This window comes from Candidatus Binataceae bacterium (assembly GCA_035308025.1).
Lineage (GTDB): Bacteria > Desulfobacterota > Binatia > Binatales > Binataceae > JAJPHI01.
Genome location: DATGHL010000007.1, coordinates 1 through 20,604, shown reverse-complemented (window position 1 = coordinate 20,604; position 20,604 = coordinate 1). Strand labels below are relative to the sequence as shown.

The following is a 20,604-nucleotide window of genomic DNA, read 5'->3' as shown; positions in this document are numbered from 1 at the left end:
CGGCGCATCCGCTCCATCACGGCGCCGAAATCAATCTCCTGCTCGTCGATGGGCGGTGCGATCCTCATGCGTGACGCCGAGTTGGTTGCGGCCGCGGCGCGCGACGCGCTCAGCAGCGCCTTCGAGGGGACGCAGCCATAGTTGAGGCAATCACCACCCATCAGATGGCGTTCGATCAGCGCGACCTTCGCGCCGAGTCCGGCCGCGCCGGCTGCGGCGACGAGCCCGGCGGTGCCGGCGCCAATCACGACGAGGTTGTAGCGCGCCGCCGGCCGCGGATTCGCGATGGTCGCGAGATCGACGTTATCCGCGAGCCGGCGATTATGCTCGTCGGCGGGGAAAATCTGGGTCGGTGGGATCAATCGGCGCCGACTATATCTGAACGCGACGCACCTAATGCTGGCGCTCCCTCTCCGACGTGGGAGAGGGAGCAGACAGAAGCAGCCTCAACTCGTCCGCGCGGCGGTGGTATCAGTTACCGATCCCGTAAAGCGCGGCGGCGTTGTCAAAGACGATCTTGCTGCGGATCGCCTCGGGCACGTCAGCAAAATCACGTTCAACCACTTTGCGCGACTCGGGCCAGGTCGAGTCGGTGTGCGGAAAATCCGACGCCCACATATAGTTTGCCGATCCGAACAACTTGTAGGCAGCCGGACCCACCGGATCGTCCTGGAAGGTCGCGAACATCTGGCGGCGAATATACTCGCTCGGCTTCGTCGGGAGGGGATTCGGCATGATCGCGTTAAATTTCTCGTAAGCGTGATCGAGCCGGTACATGTAATGGGGAATCCAGCCGACATCGTTTTCCGCCGAGACGATAATGAGCTTGGGAAAACGCTCGAGCACGCCGCCGAAGATGATCGAGCTTAGCGACTGCTGCACCTCGTGAATCAGATTGGCGTAAATTTCGCCCATCGATACGCGTGACGCGCCGCCCATCAGGGCGTCGCCCACCTTGGCGAGATCGCCGCCCTTGCCCTTGCCGGTGATGACGTGCAAAGACAGCGGCATGCGGCAATCCGACGCCGCCTGCCACAGCGGATCATAAAGGTTGCTCGAATAGGGCTTGTCCTTAGGCGGCGAGCCCCAGATCATCGCCCCGCGCAGTCCGTTCTTCGCGCAGGCCTCGAGTTCCTTGACGCCGAGGGCGATATCCTCGAGCGAGATGAGCGCGGTCCCGATAAGCCGCTTGGGATTATGTGCGCAAAACTGCGCGAGCCAATCATTGTAGACATGAAAGCAGGCGCGCTGCAGGTCCGAATCGTCGAGCCCGAATAAGGGCATCCCAAGGGTCGTGTAAAGCACCTCCGCTTCGACGCCGTCAATGTCCTGGTCCTTGAGCCGTTCGACGGGATCCCATCCGCTGGGTCGCGCGGCTTCATAGCCCTTCTTCATGTGTTCGCGCAGTTCGACGCCGCTGCGGCCGGTGCCGAAGCCGCCCGCGACCGGAAACGGGCTGATCCCCGGGGCGGTGAAGAGGTAGCCCTTGCCGTCGGGCCGCGGCTCGACGTGGGGCGCGCGGTCGCGGAATTTTTGATCGAGCCTGGTGGTCCAGAAATCCTCCGGCTCCATCACGTGTGAGTCTGCCGAGATCAAACGTAGCTGTCCCATAATTTGCCTCGCGCAATATTGGTCTGTGGAAACTATCTTCTACTTCGTCCTTTTTGAAGAGCATTTCAAGCGAAATGAAACCGAGCGAGCAGGCAGATCTTACAACAAGGCGCCGCGGCGGGTGCGCCCGAGATGACTGTAAGCGCGCGGTGTCGCGACGCGTCCGCGCGCGGTCCGCGCCACAAACCCCTCCTGCAGCAAGTAGGGTTCGTAGACCTCGCCGATGGTGTCGGCCTCTTCGCCGACGGCGGCGGCGAGGCTTTCGACGCCGACCGGACCGCCGTCAAACTTGTCGATGATCGCAGCAAGGATCGCGCGATCCATCCGGTCGAAGCCGCAGGCGTCGATTTCGAGCAACTCGAGGGCGCCGAGCGCGACCTCGCGCGTGACGATCGCGGCGTCGTGAACCTGGGCGAAATCGCGCACCCGCCGCAGCAGGCGGTTGGCGATCCGCGGGGTGCCGCGGGCGCGGGCGGCGAGCTCGGCCGCGCCGTCATCGTTCATCCTGACGTTGAGCAGCCGCGCCGATCGTCGCACAATCTCCGCCAGTTCGTCGTGCGCATAGAAATCGAGATGATAGTGCTGGCCGAAGCGGTCGCGCAGGGGCGAGCTCAAGAGCCCGGAGCGGGTGGTGGCGCCGACCATCGTAAAGGGCTTTACCGCAAGGCGCATCGTGCGCGCGCCGGGTCCCTTGCCGACAACGATGTTGAGCTCGAAGTCCTCCATCGCCGGGTAGAGGATCTCCTCGACCACGCGCGCCAGCCGATGAATTTCGTCGATGAAGAGCACGTCGCCCTTGTCGAGGTCGTTGACGATCGCGGCGAGATCGCCGGCGCGTTCGATGGCGGGTCCGGAGGTCGAGCGCAGGTTGACGCCGAGCTCGCGCGCGATGATATGCGCCAGTGACGTTTTGCCGAGCCCGGGCGGGCCCGAAAACAGCACGTGATCGAGCACCTCGCCGCGCTGGCGCGCGGCCGCGATCGACATCCCGAGAATTTTTTTGATGCGTTCCTGGCCGACGAATTCGGTGATCGAGCGCGGCCGCAGGGAGAGGTCGATGGTTTGCTCTTCGCCGGCTGCCGGCGCGGTGGCCATCAGGGCCGCGGGCGCCGGCGATGCGGCGCGGCGCGCCGCGACCGCTTCGGCGTCAGGCGCAGCGGCGCGCTCGCGGGTGATCGTCGCGTCAAGCGGGGCGAGGTCTTTCATTTGCGCATCTTTCAACGCGATTACTTCTCACCGAGCGATTTACTTCTCACCAAGAATGACGGCGAGCGATCTGCGGATGATCGCTTCGAGCTCATCGCCCGCGCCCGGCGCGCCGATCGCATCGACCGCACGCTTCGCCTCAACCGGCTTGTAGCCCAGATTGATCAGCGCAGAGATCGCGTCGTCGAGCATCCCGTCGCCGCCGGCGCGCCCGTTAACTGCGCCGTCCACGACGGCTGCCGCCGCGAGGCTCAGGCCGCCGACCTTGTCGCGCAGTTCGCGCACGATGCGTTCGGCGACCTTCGCGCCAACCCCCGGCACGGCGTCGAGCCGGGCAGTGTCTTCACGCGTGATCGCGGCTGCCAACTCGTCGGGCGCGAGCACCGACAATACCTGCAACGCGAGCTTGGGACCGACATGCTGCACGCTCATCAGGAGATCGAAGGCGCGCTTCTCGCCGCTGCTCGCAAAGCCGTAGAGCGTGAGCGCATCCTCCCGCACCACCTGCCGAATTTCTAGTTTGACCGGCGCGCCGGCCGCCGGCGTGCGATAGTAGGTGCTCAACGGGATAAAAACTTCGTAGCCGACACCGCCGGTCTCGACGATCAGGCGGCCGGCGTCGCGCAGCAGGATCAGGCCGCTCAGCGTAGCAATCATGCGCGCACCCGGGATTTAATCCGCCGCTGGGCGTCGGCGGCGCGAATCGCGAGACCCAGGCGCGCGCGAAACAGATGCGTCAACGCGATCGCGAGGGCGTCAGCAGCGTCATCGGTCAACGGCGTGGCCTCATCCAACTCGAGCGTCCGCCGGACCATCCGCTTGACCTGCGCCTTGTCGGCGCGGCCGTAGCCGGCGATCGTCAGTTTGACGTCGGTGGGCGTGTACTCGAAGACCTCGAGCCCGCGATGAGCCGCAGCGAGCATCGCGACCGCGCGCGCCTCGCCGAGCGTAAAAGCACTCTGGACGTTGGTCGCAACGAAACTGCGTTCGAGGCTCATCGCGGCCGGGGAGTATTCGTCGATCACGTTGAGGAGCTTTTCGTACAGTGCAGCGAGGCGGCCTGGCCCGCGCGACATCCCATTGCTGCGGATCGAGCCCGCACCTACCCAGACCAGCGTTGCGCACCGCTCGACCACCCCGAACCCGGTCGCCGCATTGCCTGGGTCAACCCCGATTATCCGCATCCCCCCGCCCCTCGGCTCGTTCGCAGAGCCTCACTCCGCCGACTTAATTTGGAACGCAACTCGCAGACTCGCCTGCTCGGCTCCGTTCGCAGAGCCTCACTCCGCCTAGCGTTAAGCCGCCGAGAACTGCGCCATCACCTCGTCATCGATATCGAAATTGGCCGCGACGCTCTGCACGTCGTCGTGCTCTTCGAGGTCCTCCATGAGCTTGAGCACCTGCTCCGCCTGATGGCCGCTGACCTTGACAGTGGTCTTGGGCGCCATGGTCAATTCCGCGGCGGCGATCGCGATCTTAGCCGCCTCGAGGGCGTCGCGCACGGCGGCGAGTTTGTCGGGCGGCGTCATCACCTGGAAGGCGTCGTCGGCGGCGATGACGTCCTCGGCGCCGGCCTCCAATGCGAGCTCGATCAAGCGATCCTCGTCGGCCGCCTGCTTCTCGACGGTGATCGCGCCGCGCCGCTCGAACATCCAGGCGACGCAACCGGATTCGCCGAGGTTGCCGCCGCTCTTCGAGAGCATGAAGCGGATTTCCGAGACCGTGCGATTGCGATTATCCGTCAGGACATCGAGCATCAGCGCGACGCCACCCGGCCCGTAGCCCTCGTAAGCGACCTGTTCGAGTTGGCCGCCGCCAAGCTCGCCGGTACCCTTCTTGATCGCGCGGTCGATATTGTCATTGGGCATCGAGCCCGCTTTTGCAGCGGCGACGGCGGTGCGCAGCCGCGGATTGGCATTGACATCGCCACCGCCGAGCCGCGCGGCGATCGTGATCTCCTTGATCATCTTGGTGAAAACCTTGCCGCGTTTCTGATCGCGCGCCGCCTTCTTATGTTTGATTGAACTCCATTTCGAATGGCCGGACATTGGACTCGCGCCTCCGCTCAGAGAATGAAACAACGACTTCTGCTATGCCGCGACTCTACCACAAAGCCGCGCTTAGTGGAGCGTGGTGCGGGCGCGCCGCAGTCCCGTTTAATGCGGACCGGAAGTGGGAACTTATGACCATCGACTAGGGCTGCTATGATGCCGCGTTGAATCACATGAAAGCTGTCCGCATCATTGCTACGCTCACGATCCTTTCCGGATGTTTCTATCCGCCGCAGGCGCGGCCGCTCGCGCCGAACCGTGCGGCGGTCAAGCTGGACCTACCGTATGATCTCGCCTGGGATGCGCTCCACACGGTAGTTGTGCAGGACGCTCTGCATATCATCACGGAGAATCCCGACGCGGGCGCCCTCGAAGCCCAGGCGGTCGGCGGCTTTACGCTGACCGACGCCGACTGCGGGCAGCTACGGGGTATCGCGGGCAAGGTCCCTGCCGAGCCGGACCCCGATGCCTCGATCGTCTATGATTTTCAGGTCAAGGCGCAGGGCCCGCATACCAGTGTGATCAGTGTGAGCGCGACCTTCACGGCGCCGCTGAATGTGCCGCTGCACCCGCCGTCGGACGAGCAATGCGCGTCACATGGCGTGCAGGAGGCGCGGCTGCTCAAGCAGATCAAGGAGCAGGCGCTGCTCGAGCACCATCCGGGGACACAGCCGGCCCAGTCCGGGATCGTCAAGGACGCGCCCAAGAGATCCCCCGGCGCAGCCCCTTAGCCTCACGCCAGCTTCGCGCGATTGGTGTCGAAGCCGTGGCTCGAACCCAGCAGGCGCATCGGCTCGCGCAGGTCCTCCTGCCAGACCAGCGAATCCATCGCGAGATTGAGGGGGCTATCCTGAATAGTCAGTTCGTACACCGGCTCGTCGTTCGAGGCATGATGATGCACGGCCCAGCCCGGCGCGGAGAGCATTAGATCGCCCGCCTTCCAATGCAGTATCTGACCGCGCACAGTACTATAGCCACTACCTGAGAAGTAGTAATTGACTGCGGCGGCGGCGTGGCGATGCGGTTTGTCGACGATGTGCGGCGGGCGCACGGTCATCGTGGCGAAGAAGTTGTGCGTGGTGCCGTTGGTGCGGCCGGTTGCCGGATTGTACAGCAGGTATAAGCGCCGTCCGACGTACGACTGTCCGAGGGCCTGCAGCTTGTCGAGATGTTCCTTGACCTGACGCCACGGCCAGTGCAGCACGGGAGACTTGATGACCTCCGGGTTGATCAGTTTTTCATACGGCAGCAGATAGGCGCCGTCGCCCCCAAGCGCGAAAGTGCCGAACGGGTTGACGCGCCGCGCATCGGTCTCGCCGGCGGGCGCTGCGCCGCTAACCTCTTCCGCCGGCGGATCTTCGTCAACGATATGCGCGTTCATCTTTTCCAGCAGCGCGGCGTTGCTGTAAGTCAGCCGCACTTGCAGATCGTCGCTGTCGTTGAAGTTCTGGTAGGTGTTGAACGAGGGCGTGTTCCAGACATCGTACTGGCTAAAGTTTATCTGCCGCCCATTGACTATTGCGTGGCCGCGACCGCGAATACAGAAGTTGACCTGCGACGAGTTGTGACGGATTGGGCGGGTACGTTCGGCGGGTTTCAGCACCTCGAGCGCGACCTGAATCCCGGGCGCGAGGCCGCTGCCATTCTCGTTGGGATGAACAATGAGCGAACGCCTCCGCCCATTAGCAGGCGTCGGAAGACTCGCGAGCCGTGTCACCTCGGTCGCGATCTGCTCCTTCGCGATGACAATCGAGGGCCACAGATCGAGCTTGGGTGTGACGAATCCGGTGCGATCGACGAATTTAATCTCAGTTGAGCTCATCAGAGTTTCCTCGCAGTTGCCTCATCGCGCGCACTAGTAATGCTACAAAGGATATATCAGTGAATTGGGCACCATCACCGTGTCGTACAGGCAGGTGCGCGATTTGAATTTGAGCTCGTCGCCATCGCGCAGCAGTATATCGATATAGCGGCCGGCGCTGAGGATGCGGGTTTCGTCATCGACCAGCGTCTGCAGCACGGCGTAATTGGCCTCGGCGTTGATGCCATCGGCGGCCGCAGGCGCAATCCGGATTGAACTGATCAGATGGCGCAGCGCGCGCGGCGCGAACATTTGCGTTTGCCGGATCGTCACGACGCGATCGGTGAGCATCGCCTTGCTCTCGCAGCGCATCAGCGCCAGCGGCAAGCCGCGCTCGTGATTTTCCCGCGAAACGATCTCATAGAGACAATCGTCGATAAAGAACTCGGGCCAGCGTTCGAGCTCGTAGTTATCCAGCGCGTGCGCGTACTCCGTATATAGATCCTCGATCTCATACCGCAAGGCGAGGTCATGCTGTGCGCGCGCCATCCGTCAAAGCCCCATAAGCGAAGCGTCGGAATTCGCCACCGGCGTTCAGAATTCCATCACCCGGCGGTAGTGCTCATAGAAAGCGCGAATCGCCGTCTCGGTGACCATGTGATCCTCATCATCGGTGCCGCGGCCGCCCATCTCGAGCTTTCCGGCGCCGTCGGCGAATTGACGGACGCCTTGCTGCGAGAAAGCCATGACCTCGCCGTCGTCGATCGAGACCAGTCCCGCCGGTCCCATCAGATTGGCCTGCCGCAAGCGGCGCTGCGTCATTTCCGGCGTGTCATCGGCATAGCCGAAAAAGGTCCACATCAGGTCGAAGAGCTCGGGGCCGCGCGGCACCAGTTGCCGCATCGCCAGCGTGTTGGACTGCTGCTGAATTATGATGTTGGGCCAGAGCGTCTGCATCACGACCGTGGCGGCGCCTGGAAACTCGCGCACCGGTTCGAGCAGTCGCGGATCGGTCAGCTTGAAGTCGGCGCGGAAGCTCTGCATCGCCCGGGTCGTGGCGTTGAGCTGCTGCTCTCCTTTGCTCGAGACGAGGACGCAATGCATCCCACTCTGGTCCATCTTCACCTGCGCCGGCTGGTCGGCGCGAAACAAGCCGAAGGTGACGAGAAAGACGTGCAGGAGACTGGCGTGGTAAGGGTCTTTGATATTCTCGAACATCAGCTTCCAGTTGGCCGGGATGCGCTGGCGGGAGTAGCCGAGCACGCGCAGTTCGCGCCCGTCGAAGACGCGATCGAAGTAACCCAGCATCGACGCGCCGAGATAGTCCTCGAACGGCGGCGCGGCCGTATCGAAGCTCGCGAAGATTACCCCGTGGCGCCGCGCGACAACGAGTTGCGTCAAGCCATTCTGCGCGGGATCGAACTCCGCAGGCATCCCGCCATGCCCGTTGACGCCCCGCCGAAAGGGCACGCCGGTCAGGTTGCCCGTCAGATCGTAGGTCCACTGATGATAGGGGCATGTGAAGGAGCGCGCGTTGCCCCAATTCGTCCGGCAGAACTCGACCCCGCGATGAGCGCAGCGGTTGAGCAGGACGTTGACGCCGCCGCTCTTGTCGCGAATCACGATTACCGGGCGTTCGCCGACGTGACTGCGGACGAAGTCGCCCGTCTTCGGAATCTCAGCCTCGAGAGCGACATAGCTCCAATACGGGCCGGCGAAGATGCGTGCCTGCTCGCGCACGTAAACCACGGGATCGTTGTAAACCCAGTAGGGGACGCGGCCCAGGCCCTCGACGGGCCAGCGGCGGAGGTTCTGCGCTACTCCTTCCAACTAAGTCTCCGTAGGCGATGCGGCGAACTGACTTTACTCTCTGGCGAACGCGGCCGTCGATCTCATTCCCTCGCTGTCGCGACGCCGGTCAATGCACGGGAGAGCCGCTCGATCACGGCGCGCCGCTGGCTGAGCTGCGCCGCTTCCTCCTCGCTCAGCTCCGCCAGATAGCATCCGCGCTCTGGGAGCCACAACACCGAGCGATACGGAAAGCCCGCGCGCACCTCGTGATAGCAGCGGTCGGCGATTACTCCCTCGAGCGCAGCTTCCGCACGCGCCTCGCGTTGCACTGCCGACTCGAACCAGGTCAGGGCTGCAGCAGCGCGAATTCGCGCGGTGCGCCTCTCCGGCGCAACACCGGTCATCCGCCGAATTACCTCTTCCGCCAGCATCCGGTCATCGGGATTCGCCACCCCGAGCCATCGATGAGACCGCACGCCCGGCGCGCCGTCCAAAGCATCGACTTCGAGCCCACCGTCATCGGCTAGCGTCGGAACTCTCGCGAGATCGAAATAAAACCTCGCCTTGATCGCCGCGTTCTCGGCAAAGCTCGCGGCATCCTCCGGCGCAGCCTGCGCGATCCCAATCTCGCGCAGGGAGATCACGGTGAGACCAAAATCGCGCAGCAGCAGTTGATATTCCGCGAGCTTGGCCGGGTTAGTGGTCGCGACTAATAGTTCTTTCATTCTTTCACTGGAGCGTACGAGTATTTGAGCCGCGCGCGCTCGCGATGCTCTTCCAGCGCCAACTCGATCAGCCGGTCCACCAGACGGGACAAGGGGATGCCGCTCGCTTCCCACATCTTCGGATACATGCTGATCGCGGTAAAGCCGGGAATGGTGTTGACCTCGTTGACGAAGATTTCGCCGAGGTCCGGCCGCGCCAGGAAATCCACGCGCGCCATCCCGCGTAGCCCCAGCGTTTTGAAAGCGGCGACGGAAATCTCGCGAATTCGCATTGCGACTCGCGGCGGAATTTCCGCCGGAATTTTCACGGCCGCTCCCGCTGGATCGACGTACTTCGATTCGTAGCTGTAGAAGGCGTGTCCGCCGCCGACCACCACTTCACCCGGACTCGACGCTTCGGGACGATCGTTGCCGAGCACTGCACACTCGAACTCGCGGCCGGGGCACGACGCTTCGATCAGTATTTTGCGATCGTACTGAAAGGCATCGTCGAGCGCCGCAGCGAGCGCCGATCGCTGCGCAACGCGAGTGATTCCGATCGAGGAGCCCAGCGCATTGGGCTTGACGAAAACCGGCAAACCGAGTTCGTCGATCATCCGCGCGGGGCGCGGCGGGTCATCCTCGAGTTCGGTGCGGGTGAGCGAGAAATAGCGTACGACCGGGATGCCCGCGTCACGCATCAGCCGCTTCTGCACGTCCTTATCCATCCCGATCGCGGAGCCGAGCACACCCGCGCCGACATAGGGAATGCCGCTCAATTCGAGCAGACCCTGGACCGTGCCGTCCTCGCCGTAGGTTCCATGCAGCAGAGAGAAGATGACGTCGAGCGGACCGGGCAGCAGCGGGGTCGCGGTTCGCCGCTTCGGCTTGATCCGGCCATTCGTCGCTTCAAGCTCGACCAGACTGTGACGTCCGGGATTGGGCGGCAGGCTTACCGCAATTCCACCGCGTCCGAGAGCGCGGAGTCTTGGCGTCGCGGCTTTGAGCGCCGCGAGCGCGTCGGGCCGCAGCGCCCATTTGCCGTCGCGCGCGATTCCGATCGGCACAATCTCGTAACGCGCAGGATCCATTGCCGCGATCACGGTCAAGGCGGAGCGCAGCGAAATTTCGTGTTCGCCTGAACGGCCGCCGAACAACACCGCCACCCGCAGTTTTTTTTTACGCGCCATAATTCGCCGTGATTCTGTCACGGCGAAGGCGTGTGTTCGAGACGGCTGATTACTTAAAATCCTAACGCAGCTCGCAGACTCCTGGTTTTCGCCGCGCGTCGCAGACTCCGCCGCCCCCCGTGCTCGGCTGCGTTCGCAAAGCCTCACTCCGCCTGGTGCGCTAGGGGCGGTAGTTCGGCGCTTCCTTGGTGACGAAGACGTCGTGGACGTGGCTTTCACGCTGGCCAGCGTCGCTGATGCGGATAAACTTCGCGCGCCGCCGCAAGTCGTCGAGCGTCGCCGCACCGATATAGCCCATACCCGCCTGCAGGCCGCCGACCAGTTGCTCGATATTGGAGGCGAGTGCGCCGCGATGGGGTACGCGGCCCTCGATCCCTTCGGGCACCAGTTTGTTGGCCGGCAGCTCGTTCTGGCCATAGCGATCGCGCATCCGCTCGGTCATCGCGCCGAGCGAACCCATCCCGCGGTACATCTTGTAGGTGCGTCCCTGATAGAGGATGGTCTCGCCGGGACTCTCTTCAGTGCCGGCGAACAGCGAACCGACCATCACGGTCGACGCGCCCGCAGCGAGCGCCTTGGTGATGTCGCCCGAAAAGCGGATGCCGCCGTCGGCGATTACCGGAATGCCGCGCGATCCGGCGACGGCTACGCAATCCATGATCGCGGTGATCTGCGGCACGCCGACCCCCGCGATCATCCGCGTCGTGCAGATCGAGCCGGGTCCCATGCCGACGCGCAAGGCGTCAGCGCCCGCGTCGATCAATGCCTTGGCGCCCTCCGCGGTCGCGACGCTGCCGGCCACGACCTCGAGGCCGGGGCATTCCTGCTTGGTCGCAATCACCGCGTCGATGACATTGCGTGAATGGCCATGCGCCGTATCCAAGCAAAGCACGTCGGCGCCGGCGCGCCGCAGCTCCGCCGCCCGTTCCGCGCGCTCCGGCCCCACTCCGATCGCGGCGCCGACGCGCAGCCGGCCCATCGCGTCCTTGCTCGAATACGGATGGCGCGTCGCCTTGTCCATATCCTTGACCGTAATCAGACCGCTCAGACGATTGCGATCGTCGACCAGCGGCAGCTTCTCGATCCGATGGGCCTGCAGGATTTCCTTGGCCTCGTCGAGGCTGATACCCGGCCGCGCGGTGATCACCCGCGTGGTCATCACTTCGCGCACCTTGCGATCGAGCCGGCGCTCGAAGCGCAGGTCGCGATTCGTGAGAATTCCGACTAGCCTTTCGCTCGCAACGACCGGCAGGCCGGAAATGCCGTGGCGCTGCATCAGCGCGAGCGCGTCGCCAATCTGCTGCTCCGGATCGACGGTCACCGGATCGGCGATCATCCCGCTTTCGAACTTCTTCACCGTTGCAACTTCCGCCACCTGGCGTTCAATCGGCAGGTTGCGATGAATAAAGCCGAGGCCGCCGAGCTGGGCGATCGCGATGGCGGTGCGCGATTCGGTCACCGTGTCCATCGGGCTCGACAACAACGGAATGTGCAGTCGGATGCGCGGCGTCAGCGCCGTCGCGACGTCGCAACTTGAGGGCAGCAAGTCGGAAAATTGTGGTAGCAGGAGAACGTCGTCGAACGTGAGACCTTCACGGAGTTCCTGATGCAGCATCATTTTCCTCCTGATTGCGTCAGCGGCAGGGCATTAAGCGGGGAACCAGAGCCTCGCGCGAGTGCGAAACTGAAAAGGCCCACGGAATCTCCGCAGGCCTCCCCGGTGGTACTGGCTTGAATCGCGAACTTGTTACGTATCCGCGCCATAACTGAATCTAACAGATAGCCTCATGAGGCACAATTCCGAGGCTGCAGGCGGAAACTCGAGGCGGGTCAACTCGGCTCGTCGGGCGGATCTGGGGGATAGAGCAGTAAGAGATCGCGGCCGAGGCTTTTTATGAGAAAGCGCTGGAGTTCATTGACGGTCTTTTCGAGCGCGCGCCCGCCAACCAGCCAATGGCCGCGACCGGATAGGGTCGCTCTTTGAGCGCCGGCCACGGCAGCAAATCGGCTTACCTGTTCATGCGGCGCGAAGATATCGGAATCACCTGCGACAATCAGGCGCGGCGTGGCGCCGATTGGCGGCACCCCGATCGCGCCGCGAGCGATCTCGCGCAGCGCCGTCGCATCGCCTGGTGTGAGCTCGCGGATCAGCGCGTCACGCTGAAAGCGATCGGCGTCGGCGACAAACTCAAACAACGCGCGGCCCGACGGTGGCCGAATCAACGCTCCGCGGATCGCGGCGAGACGGTTGCGCAGACCGTCGAGGAGCGGCGAGCGGAAACCGGGTAGCGCCGGCGCGAGCGCGACGCTCGCAACCACTGCCGCCCGCGCGTCCAGCGCGAAGGCCATCAATCCTCCGAGGCCGTGCCCGAGCAGGATCACTTCGCGGCCGCTCGCGGCGATCGCTTCGGCGACGGAGTCGCAGAGGCCGGCAAAGCGGCGGCGCTCAAGCCCGGCGTACGCATCGACGGTGCAGACTTCCCAACCGACGCTCGTCAGATAGCCTGAGAGGAGTGAATAATGACTATTTGTAGTGAAGAGTTCGGGCAGGATCACGATGGATCCTGCGAACTTGCGCGTTGCCGGCTGCTCCCAGCGCAACGCGGTCCGCTCCAGCGGCCTCGCCAACGTGTTTGTCCGCCTTTTCTTATACGCCGCGGACGAAGAAAAAGCCCCCTTTTTCAAGAGGGCCTTTTCCCGGTTTACGAGGCATCGAGCCCCGGCTCGTCGCGGCGGCTAGCCCGGCAATTGCGCCTCCGCCATGCAGGCGGTGGGCGATCTAGAAAACTACTTCTTTTTGACGGGCTTCTTGGTCGCTTTTTTCTTCATGGTACTCTTCAGTTTGGTCTTGGGTTTCGCAGCCTTGCTACCGGGCTTTTTTGCCATTGCCATACACGATCCTCCTGTAAGGGTTGCCGCCGTTAGACGAGCACCAAAACTTATGCGAAAAACCTCTTACGTTCGGCATTATAGAAACCTGTTATGTTCAAAGCAAGAGCTTCCTGCAAATTTATAAACAAATTCTAAATTTTATAATCAGCCCGTCGATGCGAGAGTTTCGGGCTTTCCGATGCCCGATTAGTATTAGTTCTCTTGAATCCCGATCTGCGGTTGATTTACGATTCGCATATGGCGAGGTTAAGTTCGCTGCTCCGCCGGAATTGGCCCAGCCTTATCCCGGCGGTCCTCCTGGCGGGATTGATCGGCTCTGGCCTGCGCCCCTCTCAGGGACCGCGCCTGCTCCTGTCGCTGTCGCAACGTCGCGCGCGGCTGACGGCTGAAAACAACGCCTTGCGCGAGCAAAACGCTCACTTGGAGCGACAGGTTGCAAGATTGCGCTCGGATGACGCCTACCTTCAGCGATTGATTCGGGACGAATTCGGCTATGCTCGTGCCGATGAATTTGTCTATCATTTTCACGCTGCCGCGCCGGTGCCGCATTAAACTTTCAGCAGTCTTGATGACCTGGTTCAACGCTCGGCCGAGTGACTTGGCATGCGCCGTCGCAGTTGTCCTTGCCGCGGTTATGCTCGCCGGCTGTCTCGGCGATCAGATCAAGGCCAATCAGACTTTGCTCGAACAGCAACAGGTGCAGTTGGATCAGCTCAAGCAACAGGTCGTGTCCCTGCAGACCCAACGCGCAACCGACTCCTCGACCTACCCAGCCGCCGGCGCCTGCGATGAGGCCGTGATGCGCGAGGCGGCGCGCAAGGGCGGCGAACGCTTTGCCGCAGGCGACTTTGCGCATGCCCTGCCCTATTATCAGGACGCCGTGACGAGCTGCCCCAAGAATAGCTCCGCGCAACTGAACCTGGCGCGAACCTTCGAGGCTAACGGCGATCGTCCCGAGGCGCTGGTGCACTACCGCCTCGCCGCAGAGGCCACCGGAAGCGACGCGGACAGCACAGCGGTGCGTCAGGCCCGCGAAGCCCTCGGGCGACTGCAACCATCGGCATCGCACGGGCCGTGAGCCGGGAGATGATCATGGAGCCGGTCGAAATCAAGCTCTACTCGGATTACAAAAGTCCGTTTGCCTGGCTCGCCTTTGATCCCGGCTTCGCACTCGAAGAGCGTTACCACGTGCGCGTGCGCTGGATTCCGTTTCAACTGCGGATCAAGGGCAAGGGCGCGCGCAGCGCCTACTCCGAATTCAAGGTGCGCTACTCGTATCTCGACGCCCGCCGTTGGGCGCGACCGCGCGGACTCCTGATCCGCGGACCGCGAAAGATCTACGACACTACGCCCGCTTTGATCGGCGGACTGTTCGCCCGCGAGCATGGACGGCTGCTCGATTACAGCCGCCGCGCGTACGAGCGCTTCTTCCGTCGCGAATTCGAGGCCGATGAGCCCGCAGCAGTTGCCGCGTTGCTCGGCGAGCTCGGACTGCCGCAAGAGGAGTACCCGGAATATCTCACGGGAGCTGGCAAGCGCGCCTACGACGATGCGCAAGCCGAAGCCGCGGCTGATCAAATCTTTGGCGTTCCCATCTTCCTGTTCAATAGCGAGCCCTTTTGGGGCCACGACCGCCTCCCGATGCTTGAGGAGCGGCTGAATGAGGCCGGTCTGCAACGGTGAATGCCGCGGCCTTTTTCAATCGTCAGACGTGATGCTAGCCTTCACAAGGGCTGCTGACCGCTGCGGGCGTGTCGCGAAGACACGCAACGCGTCGGTAGCGGCACCCGCCTCTTCATATGGATCAGGAACCACAGCCGCGACCGCCGGAACTTGAGCGCCGGACGATCAAGATGCCGCGGCGGCTGGCGATTCTGACCGCGGGTGGCGACGCGCCGGGCATGAATGCCGCGATCCGCGCGGTCGTCCGCACGGCCAACGGCGCCGGAATCGAGGTGATCGGCGCGAGAGGCGGCTTTGCGGGTGTGGTGTATGGCGACTTTATGCCCCTGACCAACCGCTCGGTCTCCAACGTGATTCAGCAGGGCGGCACGCTTTTGGAGACCTCGCGCTCCGCCGAGTTTTCGACCGTCGGCGGACGGGCGCGCGCCGCCGAGAATTTGCGCTATCGGGCCGTCAACGGCCTGATCGTGCTGGGCGGCGACGGCAGTCTGGCCGCCGCGCGCGCCTTCGCTTCAGAGCATCCGATGCCAGTGATGTTCATCCCGGCGACGATCGACAATGATATGCCCGGCACCGATAACTCGATTGGCTTTGATACCGCGGTCAACACCGCGCTCGAGGCGATCGATCGGATTCGCGATACGGCTTTTGCGAGCGAGCGGCTGTTCTTCGTCGAGGTGATGGGGCGCGACTCGGGTTTTATCGCGATTTCGGTCGCGATCGGCGGCGGCGGTGCGCGGCTTTATCGATCAGGTCCCGTCCTCGCTCATCGGCGCCGCGGGCGGCAACATCGCCTGCGTCCCCTTCGCGGACGTCGTCGAAGGTCCGCGCAAGCTCGATCAAAAGCTCATCGATCTGGTCTACACGCTCTCGATCTGACCGCCTCGGCATTTTTCCCTTTGCCTCCTAAATTTGTCCTGTCGGGAACCAAACCCGCGCCCACCTTGTTCAGCTCTTGATGGGGTTAGAGCACCGGGGTGCAGTTACGATGAGGCTTTGCGCGGTTTCCAATGGTTTGCTTGTCGAGGGCAGCGCTGATCTGATCCTTCCCTGCCAGTATCACGATCTTTCGGGAGGCGCCCAGTTGACCGGGGAACAGCGGCTGATGCTCGCGCTGTTGATCGACGCCATAAATGTCTATCAGCGCGGTGCTATGGCCACGGCGGTGCACGCACGGCGGCTGTATGTGGACGCCGAGCACTGGATTATGACGCACAGCCGTTATACCGGCATCCTGAGCTTCGAGACGGCCTGCGACGCGCTCGGAATCCATGCCGGAGTGCTCCGGCGGCGGATCGTCGCGTGGAAACACGCGATCCGCCATCATCATGGCGAGCGCGGCTCTTCACGCCTGCGTCTTCGCGTCACGCCGCAGCCACGGCACTCGAGCCATCGGCGCGGCCGTCCCTCGCTCAGAACCACGATCGCCTCCTAGTCCGGGTCGCCTCATAGTCCCCGTATAATCTCGCATAGTTCAGTGCTCGCCGCGGGCGAGGCTTGGCGGCGCTCGGACTTCTGCGCTAGACCATCACGCAAGCCTGTAGGGAGGTTTGCGCTCGATGAAAGACGTCTTCAGCGTCGCCGGGAAAGTGACGATCGTTACGGGCGGCGGCACCGGCATCGGGATCGCAATCGCGCGCGAGTTCGCGACGCGCGGCGCGCCGGTGCTCATCGCCAGCCGCAACGCCGCCCATCTTGAGCCGGTGCGCGACGAAATTCGCGGCCTCGGTGGCAATTGCGAGATGTTCGTCGTGGACGTGCGCGACGCGGCCAAATGCGACGAGATGGTCGCCGAAGCGGTCAAGCGCTTCGGCCGCCTCGACGTCATGATCAACAATCACGGCGGCAGCATCACGACGCCGAGCCTGAATCTCTCGCCCAACGGCTGGCGCGCGGTCGTCTCGATCAACCTCGACGGCACCTTCTTTTGCTCGAAAGCCGCGGCCCGCCAGTTTATCGAGCAGAAGAGCGGCGGCTGCATCATCAACCTCTCCTCGACCTCCGGCGTCCATGGCTCGGCGACGATGCTGCCCTATGCCGCCTCCAAGGCGGGCGTCATCAAGCTGACCGAGTCCCACGCCGCCGAATGGGGACGCCACGGCATCCGCGTGAACTGTATCGCGCCCGGACCGGTGACCACCGCAGGCGCCGCGGAGCGCATCTGGCCCAACGACGAGGTCCGCGACATGATGCTGCGCTCGCGCGCCCTCGGACGCTTTGGCGTGGTCGAGGACATCGCCTGGCCATGCGTCTTCCTCGCGTCCGAGGCGGCCGGCTGGATGAGCGGCGCCACGATGGTGATCGATGGCGGCAACATTCGTGCCGCCGATATCGTCCATCTGGGACTGTAACTCCCGCCGCACGGGCGACGCTTGTCGCTCTCAAAATGCGCTGCGCGAATTGTAAAACTGAAATCCGGCGGGCAAGAAATTCTGCGTCGAGTGCGGCAGCGCGCTCGCGCTGATATGCATCGCATGTGGAACACCGCATGCCGCGGGCGAGAAGTTTTGTGGCGAGTGCGGCGCGGCGCTCGGAGCATCCGCAGCGACCACTGCAAAGCAATCGACCGCCTCACCGATTCGCGTAGCGGAGACGCCCGCGCCTGAAACTCTCGACGGCGAGCGCAAGACCGTCACGGCGCTGTTTGCGGATATCAAGGGCCGGTTACAGCGTCATCCCACTTGAAACAGCCCAATTGGAAGTCCGATTCGGTGCCGTTTGGAAAGCTCGCCTTGCCAACAATCCGATCGGGCGTCACATCTGCGGCTGGACAGCGCACGTCCTTGTGGCAGAGACCGTGTTCGTAATTCGTACGCGCTTAGAGAAGGGTACCCTGGCGCAATCTATTATTACATGGCTCGTCCGTATCGTGTAACCCGTTTCAGCTACAAATCGGGCGAGATTAGGGTCAAGCGCGAGAAACAGTGGACCACAACACCCAATTCCCGTGTGATGGTATTTCCGAAGTATCCAAAAGGGTGCTTACTTGGTTTTCTCAGAACGGAAGCTCGATTGTGGAAACAGAGTTGCAGGTGAGCGAGTTAGTCACTGGCTTCACCGAACAGCGCAGCCCTAGTAAAGAAACTCACGTCTATAATCAGGCTTCACCGTATTATCAACGTAGCCTTAACAGATTTTTTCGGACGACTGGAGTCTGTTTGCACCTACCGCAGATCAACATCTCCGGCGACGGTGAACACATTCTGCTGGAGACGTTCTGTGGGGAATTCGGCGTGCAAGAGAGAGACGTCGGCCTCGGCGATTTTCATACAAAAGTGGATGTCAGCGGTCGAGCGGGCACTCAAAAGGGCACTTGTATCTTCGATGCTACCAATGGAAGTCTGAGGCTTACTCAACAATTCGTCATGAACTTGCCCGCCGTAGTCAAACTCGCCGTGGAGCTAGCCAGACGGAGGGACAACAACTCGGCCGCGTCGCAACTAGATCCTCTTCTAAGAATCGCGGAATCGTTTGAACGCAGAACTGTAGTTTCCGAAGAACCTGAGCTCTTTCAGGGTGAGAGTGATGGCTGGCTCGAAGTCATCGCACGAGGGGAAAAAGGCATCTACGCGGGTGACAACGGAAATATGTTGGAGGTGGAGGTAACCGCGATAAGGTGGACCCCCAAATGGCGCTGTCTACGACATTAAGGTCGAGACTCCGAATCTAAAGCAGTCTTTAGGGATCCAAAAAGTACAAACGATCTTTGGCCAGACCAAAAGATGTCTTTGGAATCCTCACACCAATGAGATGAAACCGGCCGACGAATGAGATTTGGCGGCGTCTCCCGACGCAAACATTGGGAAGCGCTCTAAAACACAAGAGACGTATGTGTGTTGGTCAGCCTATGTGGTCTTACCCCATCGAAGTATCCCACCGATAGGTTAGTGTCTGCCGCAAATGACCCGCCCCGCGGAAGTACCCCGACCGGCGGTAGAGATTTGGCGGGTGTGATCGGTTGCTGCCGGTAATTCCGGCGTTTATCGCACTCAACATACTCAATTGACGGTCTCTAGCAAGTTGCTCGTTATAGCCGCGTTTCCCGCCGACGCCGAGGGCAGCTTTTCGGCCTCACCCCTCATTTTGACCAGGGGTGAGCCGGAAAGCTGTAAAGGTTTTGGATCCGCGGAATCGCTGCCTGCACGGCGCCGGCCGGTGTGTTGTTGGCCGGCCAAGCCGTGCGCGGCGGAGCCGCGCTCGAGGCTTGCCATTCGCGCACGAACTCCTCGGGAGAACGATCGCCCAGCGCGCTGTGCGGCCGCACCTGATTATAATCTAGTCGCCAGCGCGTGAGCTTCTCCCTGGCGTCGCTCAAATCGAAGACGGTTTCGACGTTCAAACATTCATCACGCAGCCGACCGTTAAACGACTCGATATTTGCTATTGTCGATCGGCTTGCCTGGACGGATAAACTCCAGATGTACTCCGTACTGATAGCTCCAGGCATCCATTGCTTTACCTGCGAATTCGCTGCCATTGTCCGCGGTAATTGATTGCGGCGTTCCACGCTCCGCCACTATCTGCGAAAGCGCGAGCGCCACCCGTTGGCCGTTGAGCGCGCTGTCGGCGACCAGCGCCAGGCATTCGCGCGTGAACTGATCGATTACCGTCAACACCCGAAACCAGCGTCCATCAAGGAGTTTCGCGCTCATAAAGTCGATGCTCCACTTCTGATTGGGTCGGGTCGCCTTGGGCATTGGAGCTCGTGATCGCCGCGCCAATCGCTTGCGTACTTTGGTGCGCACGGTAAGCCCATCTTCGGTGTAGAGCCGATAGATACGCTTGGGATTTACCCGCCAGCCCTCTCTCCGCAGGATCACCGTCAGTCTTCGATAGCCGAATCGCACTCGGCTGGCCGCGAGTTCGCGCAGCCGCATCCGCAGAGCGTCCTGCGGAGGCCGTCGGCTCCGGTACCGTAAAGTCTTGCACGTGATATTCATCAGCCCCGCCGCGCGGCGTCCGCTCAGCGCAAAGACCGCTTGCGTCCACAGTCCCAGCGCGCGCCGCTGACGGGGCCTTACAGCTTTTTTTGTACGATCTCCTGCAGGATGTGCCGGTCGAGAGAAAGGTCGGCGACCAGCCGCTTGAGCTTGCCGTTCTCCTCCCGCAGCTGCCGCAGCTCGCGTAACTCACTCAAACCCAGTCCGGCGTACTTCTTCTTCCAAATATAAAAGGTGGCGTCGCTGATCCCGTGTTCCCGGCAGATTTCTCGCACCGTGGTACCACTCTCGGCCTGGTGCAATGCGCGCAGGATCTGCTCCTCGCTGTGGCCCTTCTTTGGCATTCCCGTACCCTCCTCAGGCTGTTGCAGAAGACCACGCCTCAAACCGTCCTCTCAACTTATGGCTGGCGTACTTTTCGGGTTTTGGGTCACAAACGAAGGCAGACATGAAGCGAGCACGGTTTAGCGAAGAGCAAATCATCGGGGTGTTGAAGGAGGCCGAAGCAGGAGCGAAGGTCAGCGAGCTGTGCTGGCGGCACGGGATCTCGGACGCGACCTTCTACACCTGGCGCAGCAAGTACGGTGGGCTGGAGTGGACTTGACCCGCTTTCGTAGACGGTGTTGGGGAGGAAGAGAGAAGGAGTTCCCCGATGCCAAGAACCCATCCGCCATATGCGCCGGAATACCGGCGCCGGATCGTCGAGCTAGCGCGTGCGGGACGTAGCATCGACCA

General features: G+C 62.4%; 21 protein-coding genes and 2 pseudogenes. 9 read left to right on the top strand and 14 right to left on the bottom strand.

The annotated features are described in order from the left end of the window. The 6 genes from VKS22_01595 to VKS22_01570 all read right to left on the bottom strand — a co-directional run. A partial coding sequence (locus tag VKS22_01595; GenBank protein HLW69293.1) for an FAD-dependent oxidoreductase occupies positions 1-362 on the bottom strand: 362 nt, incomplete at its 3' end. 109 nt (positions 363-471) lie between these two features. Then, entirely contained in the window at positions 472-1,611 is a 1,140-nt protein-coding gene (locus VKS22_01590) for an amidohydrolase family protein (protein HLW69292.1), read from the bottom strand. A gap of 99 nt (positions 1,612-1,710) precedes the next feature. Then, positions 1,711-2,832 carry a Holliday junction branch migration DNA helicase RuvB gene (gene ruvB, locus VKS22_01585; protein HLW69291.1) on the bottom strand — a complete coding sequence of 374 codons (1,122 nt, stop codon included), beginning with the start codon at positions 2,830-2,832 and terminating at the stop codon, positions 1,711-1,713. Between the two features lie 24 nt (positions 2,833-2,856). Then, on the bottom strand, positions 2,857-3,474 hold the full coding sequence (ruvA, locus tag VKS22_01580) for a Holliday junction branch migration protein RuvA (protein ID HLW69290.1): 618 nt from the start codon (positions 3,472-3,474) through the stop codon (positions 2,857-2,859). Beyond that, the gene (gene ruvC, locus VKS22_01575) at positions 3,471-4,001 is read right to left on the bottom strand and encodes a crossover junction endodeoxyribonuclease RuvC (GenBank protein ID HLW69289.1); all 531 of its coding nucleotides are present in this window, start codon (positions 3,999-4,001) and stop codon (positions 3,471-3,473) included. Before ruvC ends, ruvA begins: the two co-directional genes overlap by 4 nt. 111 nt (positions 4,002-4,112) lie before the next feature. Next, entirely contained in the window at positions 4,113-4,865 is a 753-nt protein-coding gene (locus VKS22_01570; GenBank protein ID HLW69288.1) for a YebC/PmpR family DNA-binding transcriptional regulator, read from the bottom strand. Between the two features lie 167 nt (positions 4,866-5,032). Between VKS22_01570 and VKS22_01565 the strand changes: the two genes are divergently transcribed. Beyond that, positions 5,033-5,599: a hypothetical protein gene (locus tag VKS22_01565; protein ID HLW69287.1), complete on the top strand. Its 567-nt coding sequence runs from the start codon at positions 5,033-5,035 to the stop codon at positions 5,597-5,599. Between the two features lie 2 nt (positions 5,600-5,601). Here VKS22_01565 and VKS22_01560 read toward each other — a convergent pair whose 3' ends face one another. The 7 genes from VKS22_01560 to VKS22_01530 all read right to left on the bottom strand — a co-directional run bounded on the left by VKS22_01560 (position 5,602) and on the right by VKS22_01530 (position 12,982). Continuing rightward, entirely contained in the window at positions 5,602-6,690 is a 1,089-nt protein-coding gene (locus VKS22_01560; protein ID HLW69286.1) for a hypothetical protein, read from the bottom strand. A gap of 42 nt (positions 6,691-6,732) precedes the next feature. Further along, entirely contained in the window at positions 6,733-7,218 is a 486-nt protein-coding gene (locus VKS22_01555; GenBank protein HLW69285.1) for an aromatic-ring-hydroxylating dioxygenase subunit beta, read from the bottom strand. Positions 7,219-7,263: 45 nt separating this feature from the next. Beyond that, positions 7,264-8,499 (bottom strand): aromatic ring-hydroxylating dioxygenase subunit alpha, encoded by a 1,236-nt coding sequence (locus VKS22_01550; GenBank protein ID HLW69284.1) that lies wholly within the window; start codon positions 8,497-8,499, stop codon positions 7,264-7,266. Between the two features lie 62 nt (positions 8,500-8,561). Beyond that, positions 8,562-9,185 (bottom strand): non-canonical purine NTP pyrophosphatase, encoded by a 624-nt coding sequence (locus VKS22_01545; GenBank protein ID HLW69283.1) that lies wholly within the window; start codon positions 9,183-9,185, stop codon positions 8,562-8,564. Next, entirely contained in the window at positions 9,182-10,354 is a 1,173-nt protein-coding gene (locus tag VKS22_01540; GenBank protein HLW69282.1) for a D-alanine--D-alanine ligase family protein, read from the bottom strand. Before VKS22_01540 ends, VKS22_01545 begins: the two co-directional genes overlap by 4 nt. 160 nt (positions 10,355-10,514) lie before the next feature. Then, positions 10,515-11,972 (bottom strand): IMP dehydrogenase, encoded by a 1,458-nt coding sequence (guaB, locus tag VKS22_01535; GenBank protein HLW69281.1) that lies wholly within the window; start codon positions 11,970-11,972, stop codon positions 10,515-10,517. A 212-nt stretch (positions 11,973-12,184) separates the two neighbouring features. Next, positions 12,185-12,982: an alpha/beta fold hydrolase gene (locus VKS22_01530; protein HLW69280.1), complete on the bottom strand. Its 798-nt coding sequence runs from the start codon at positions 12,980-12,982 to the stop codon at positions 12,185-12,187. Positions 12,983-13,447: 465 nt separating this feature from the next. Here VKS22_01530 and VKS22_01525 point away from each other — a divergent pair, with 465 nt between their 5' ends. The 7 genes from VKS22_01525 to VKS22_01495 all read left to right on the top strand — a co-directional run bounded on the left by VKS22_01525 (position 13,448) and on the right by VKS22_01495 (position 18,579). Beyond that, positions 13,448-13,798 (top strand): septum formation initiator family protein, encoded by a 351-nt coding sequence (locus VKS22_01525; protein ID HLW69279.1) that lies wholly within the window; start codon positions 13,448-13,450, stop codon positions 13,796-13,798. A gap of 46 nt (positions 13,799-13,844) precedes the next feature. Further along, positions 13,845-14,324: a tetratricopeptide repeat protein gene (locus tag VKS22_01520; protein HLW69278.1), complete on the top strand. Its 480-nt coding sequence runs from the start codon at positions 13,845-13,847 to the stop codon at positions 14,322-14,324. 14 nt (positions 14,325-14,338) lie between these two features. Next, on the top strand, positions 14,339-14,929 hold the full coding sequence (locus VKS22_01515) for a DsbA family protein (GenBank protein HLW69277.1): 591 nt from the start codon (positions 14,339-14,341) through the stop codon (positions 14,927-14,929). Positions 14,930-15,045: 116 nt separating this feature from the next. Beyond that, positions 15,046-15,888, top strand: coding sequence for a 6-phosphofructokinase (locus tag VKS22_01510; GenBank protein HLW69276.1), 843 nt, complete (start codon positions 15,046-15,048; stop codon positions 15,886-15,888). A 125-nt stretch (positions 15,889-16,013) separates the two neighbouring features. Beyond that, complete coding sequence (locus VKS22_01505) at positions 16,014-16,364, top strand: hypothetical protein (GenBank protein HLW69275.1); 351 nt, start codon at positions 16,014-16,016, stop codon at positions 16,362-16,364. A 124-nt stretch (positions 16,365-16,488) separates the two neighbouring features. Beyond that, a complete protein-coding gene (locus VKS22_01500) occupies positions 16,489-17,280 on the top strand; it encodes a glucose 1-dehydrogenase (GenBank protein ID HLW69274.1) in 792 nt (263 codons plus the stop codon). Positions 17,281-17,853: 573 nt separating this feature from the next. Further along, entirely contained in the window at positions 17,854-18,579 is a 726-nt protein-coding gene (locus VKS22_01495; GenBank protein ID HLW69273.1) for a hypothetical protein, read from the top strand. Positions 18,580-19,148: 569 nt separating this feature from the next. Here VKS22_01495 and VKS22_01490 read toward each other — a convergent pair. Further along, a pseudogene (locus tag VKS22_01490) lies at positions 19,149-20,213 on the bottom strand (IS3 family transposase). 104 nt (positions 20,214-20,317) lie between these two features. Between VKS22_01490 and VKS22_01485 the strand changes: the two are divergent. Further along, positions 20,318-20,464: pseudogene (locus VKS22_01485) on the top strand (transposase). The last annotated feature ends 140 nt before the right edge of the window (positions 20,465-20,604 follow it).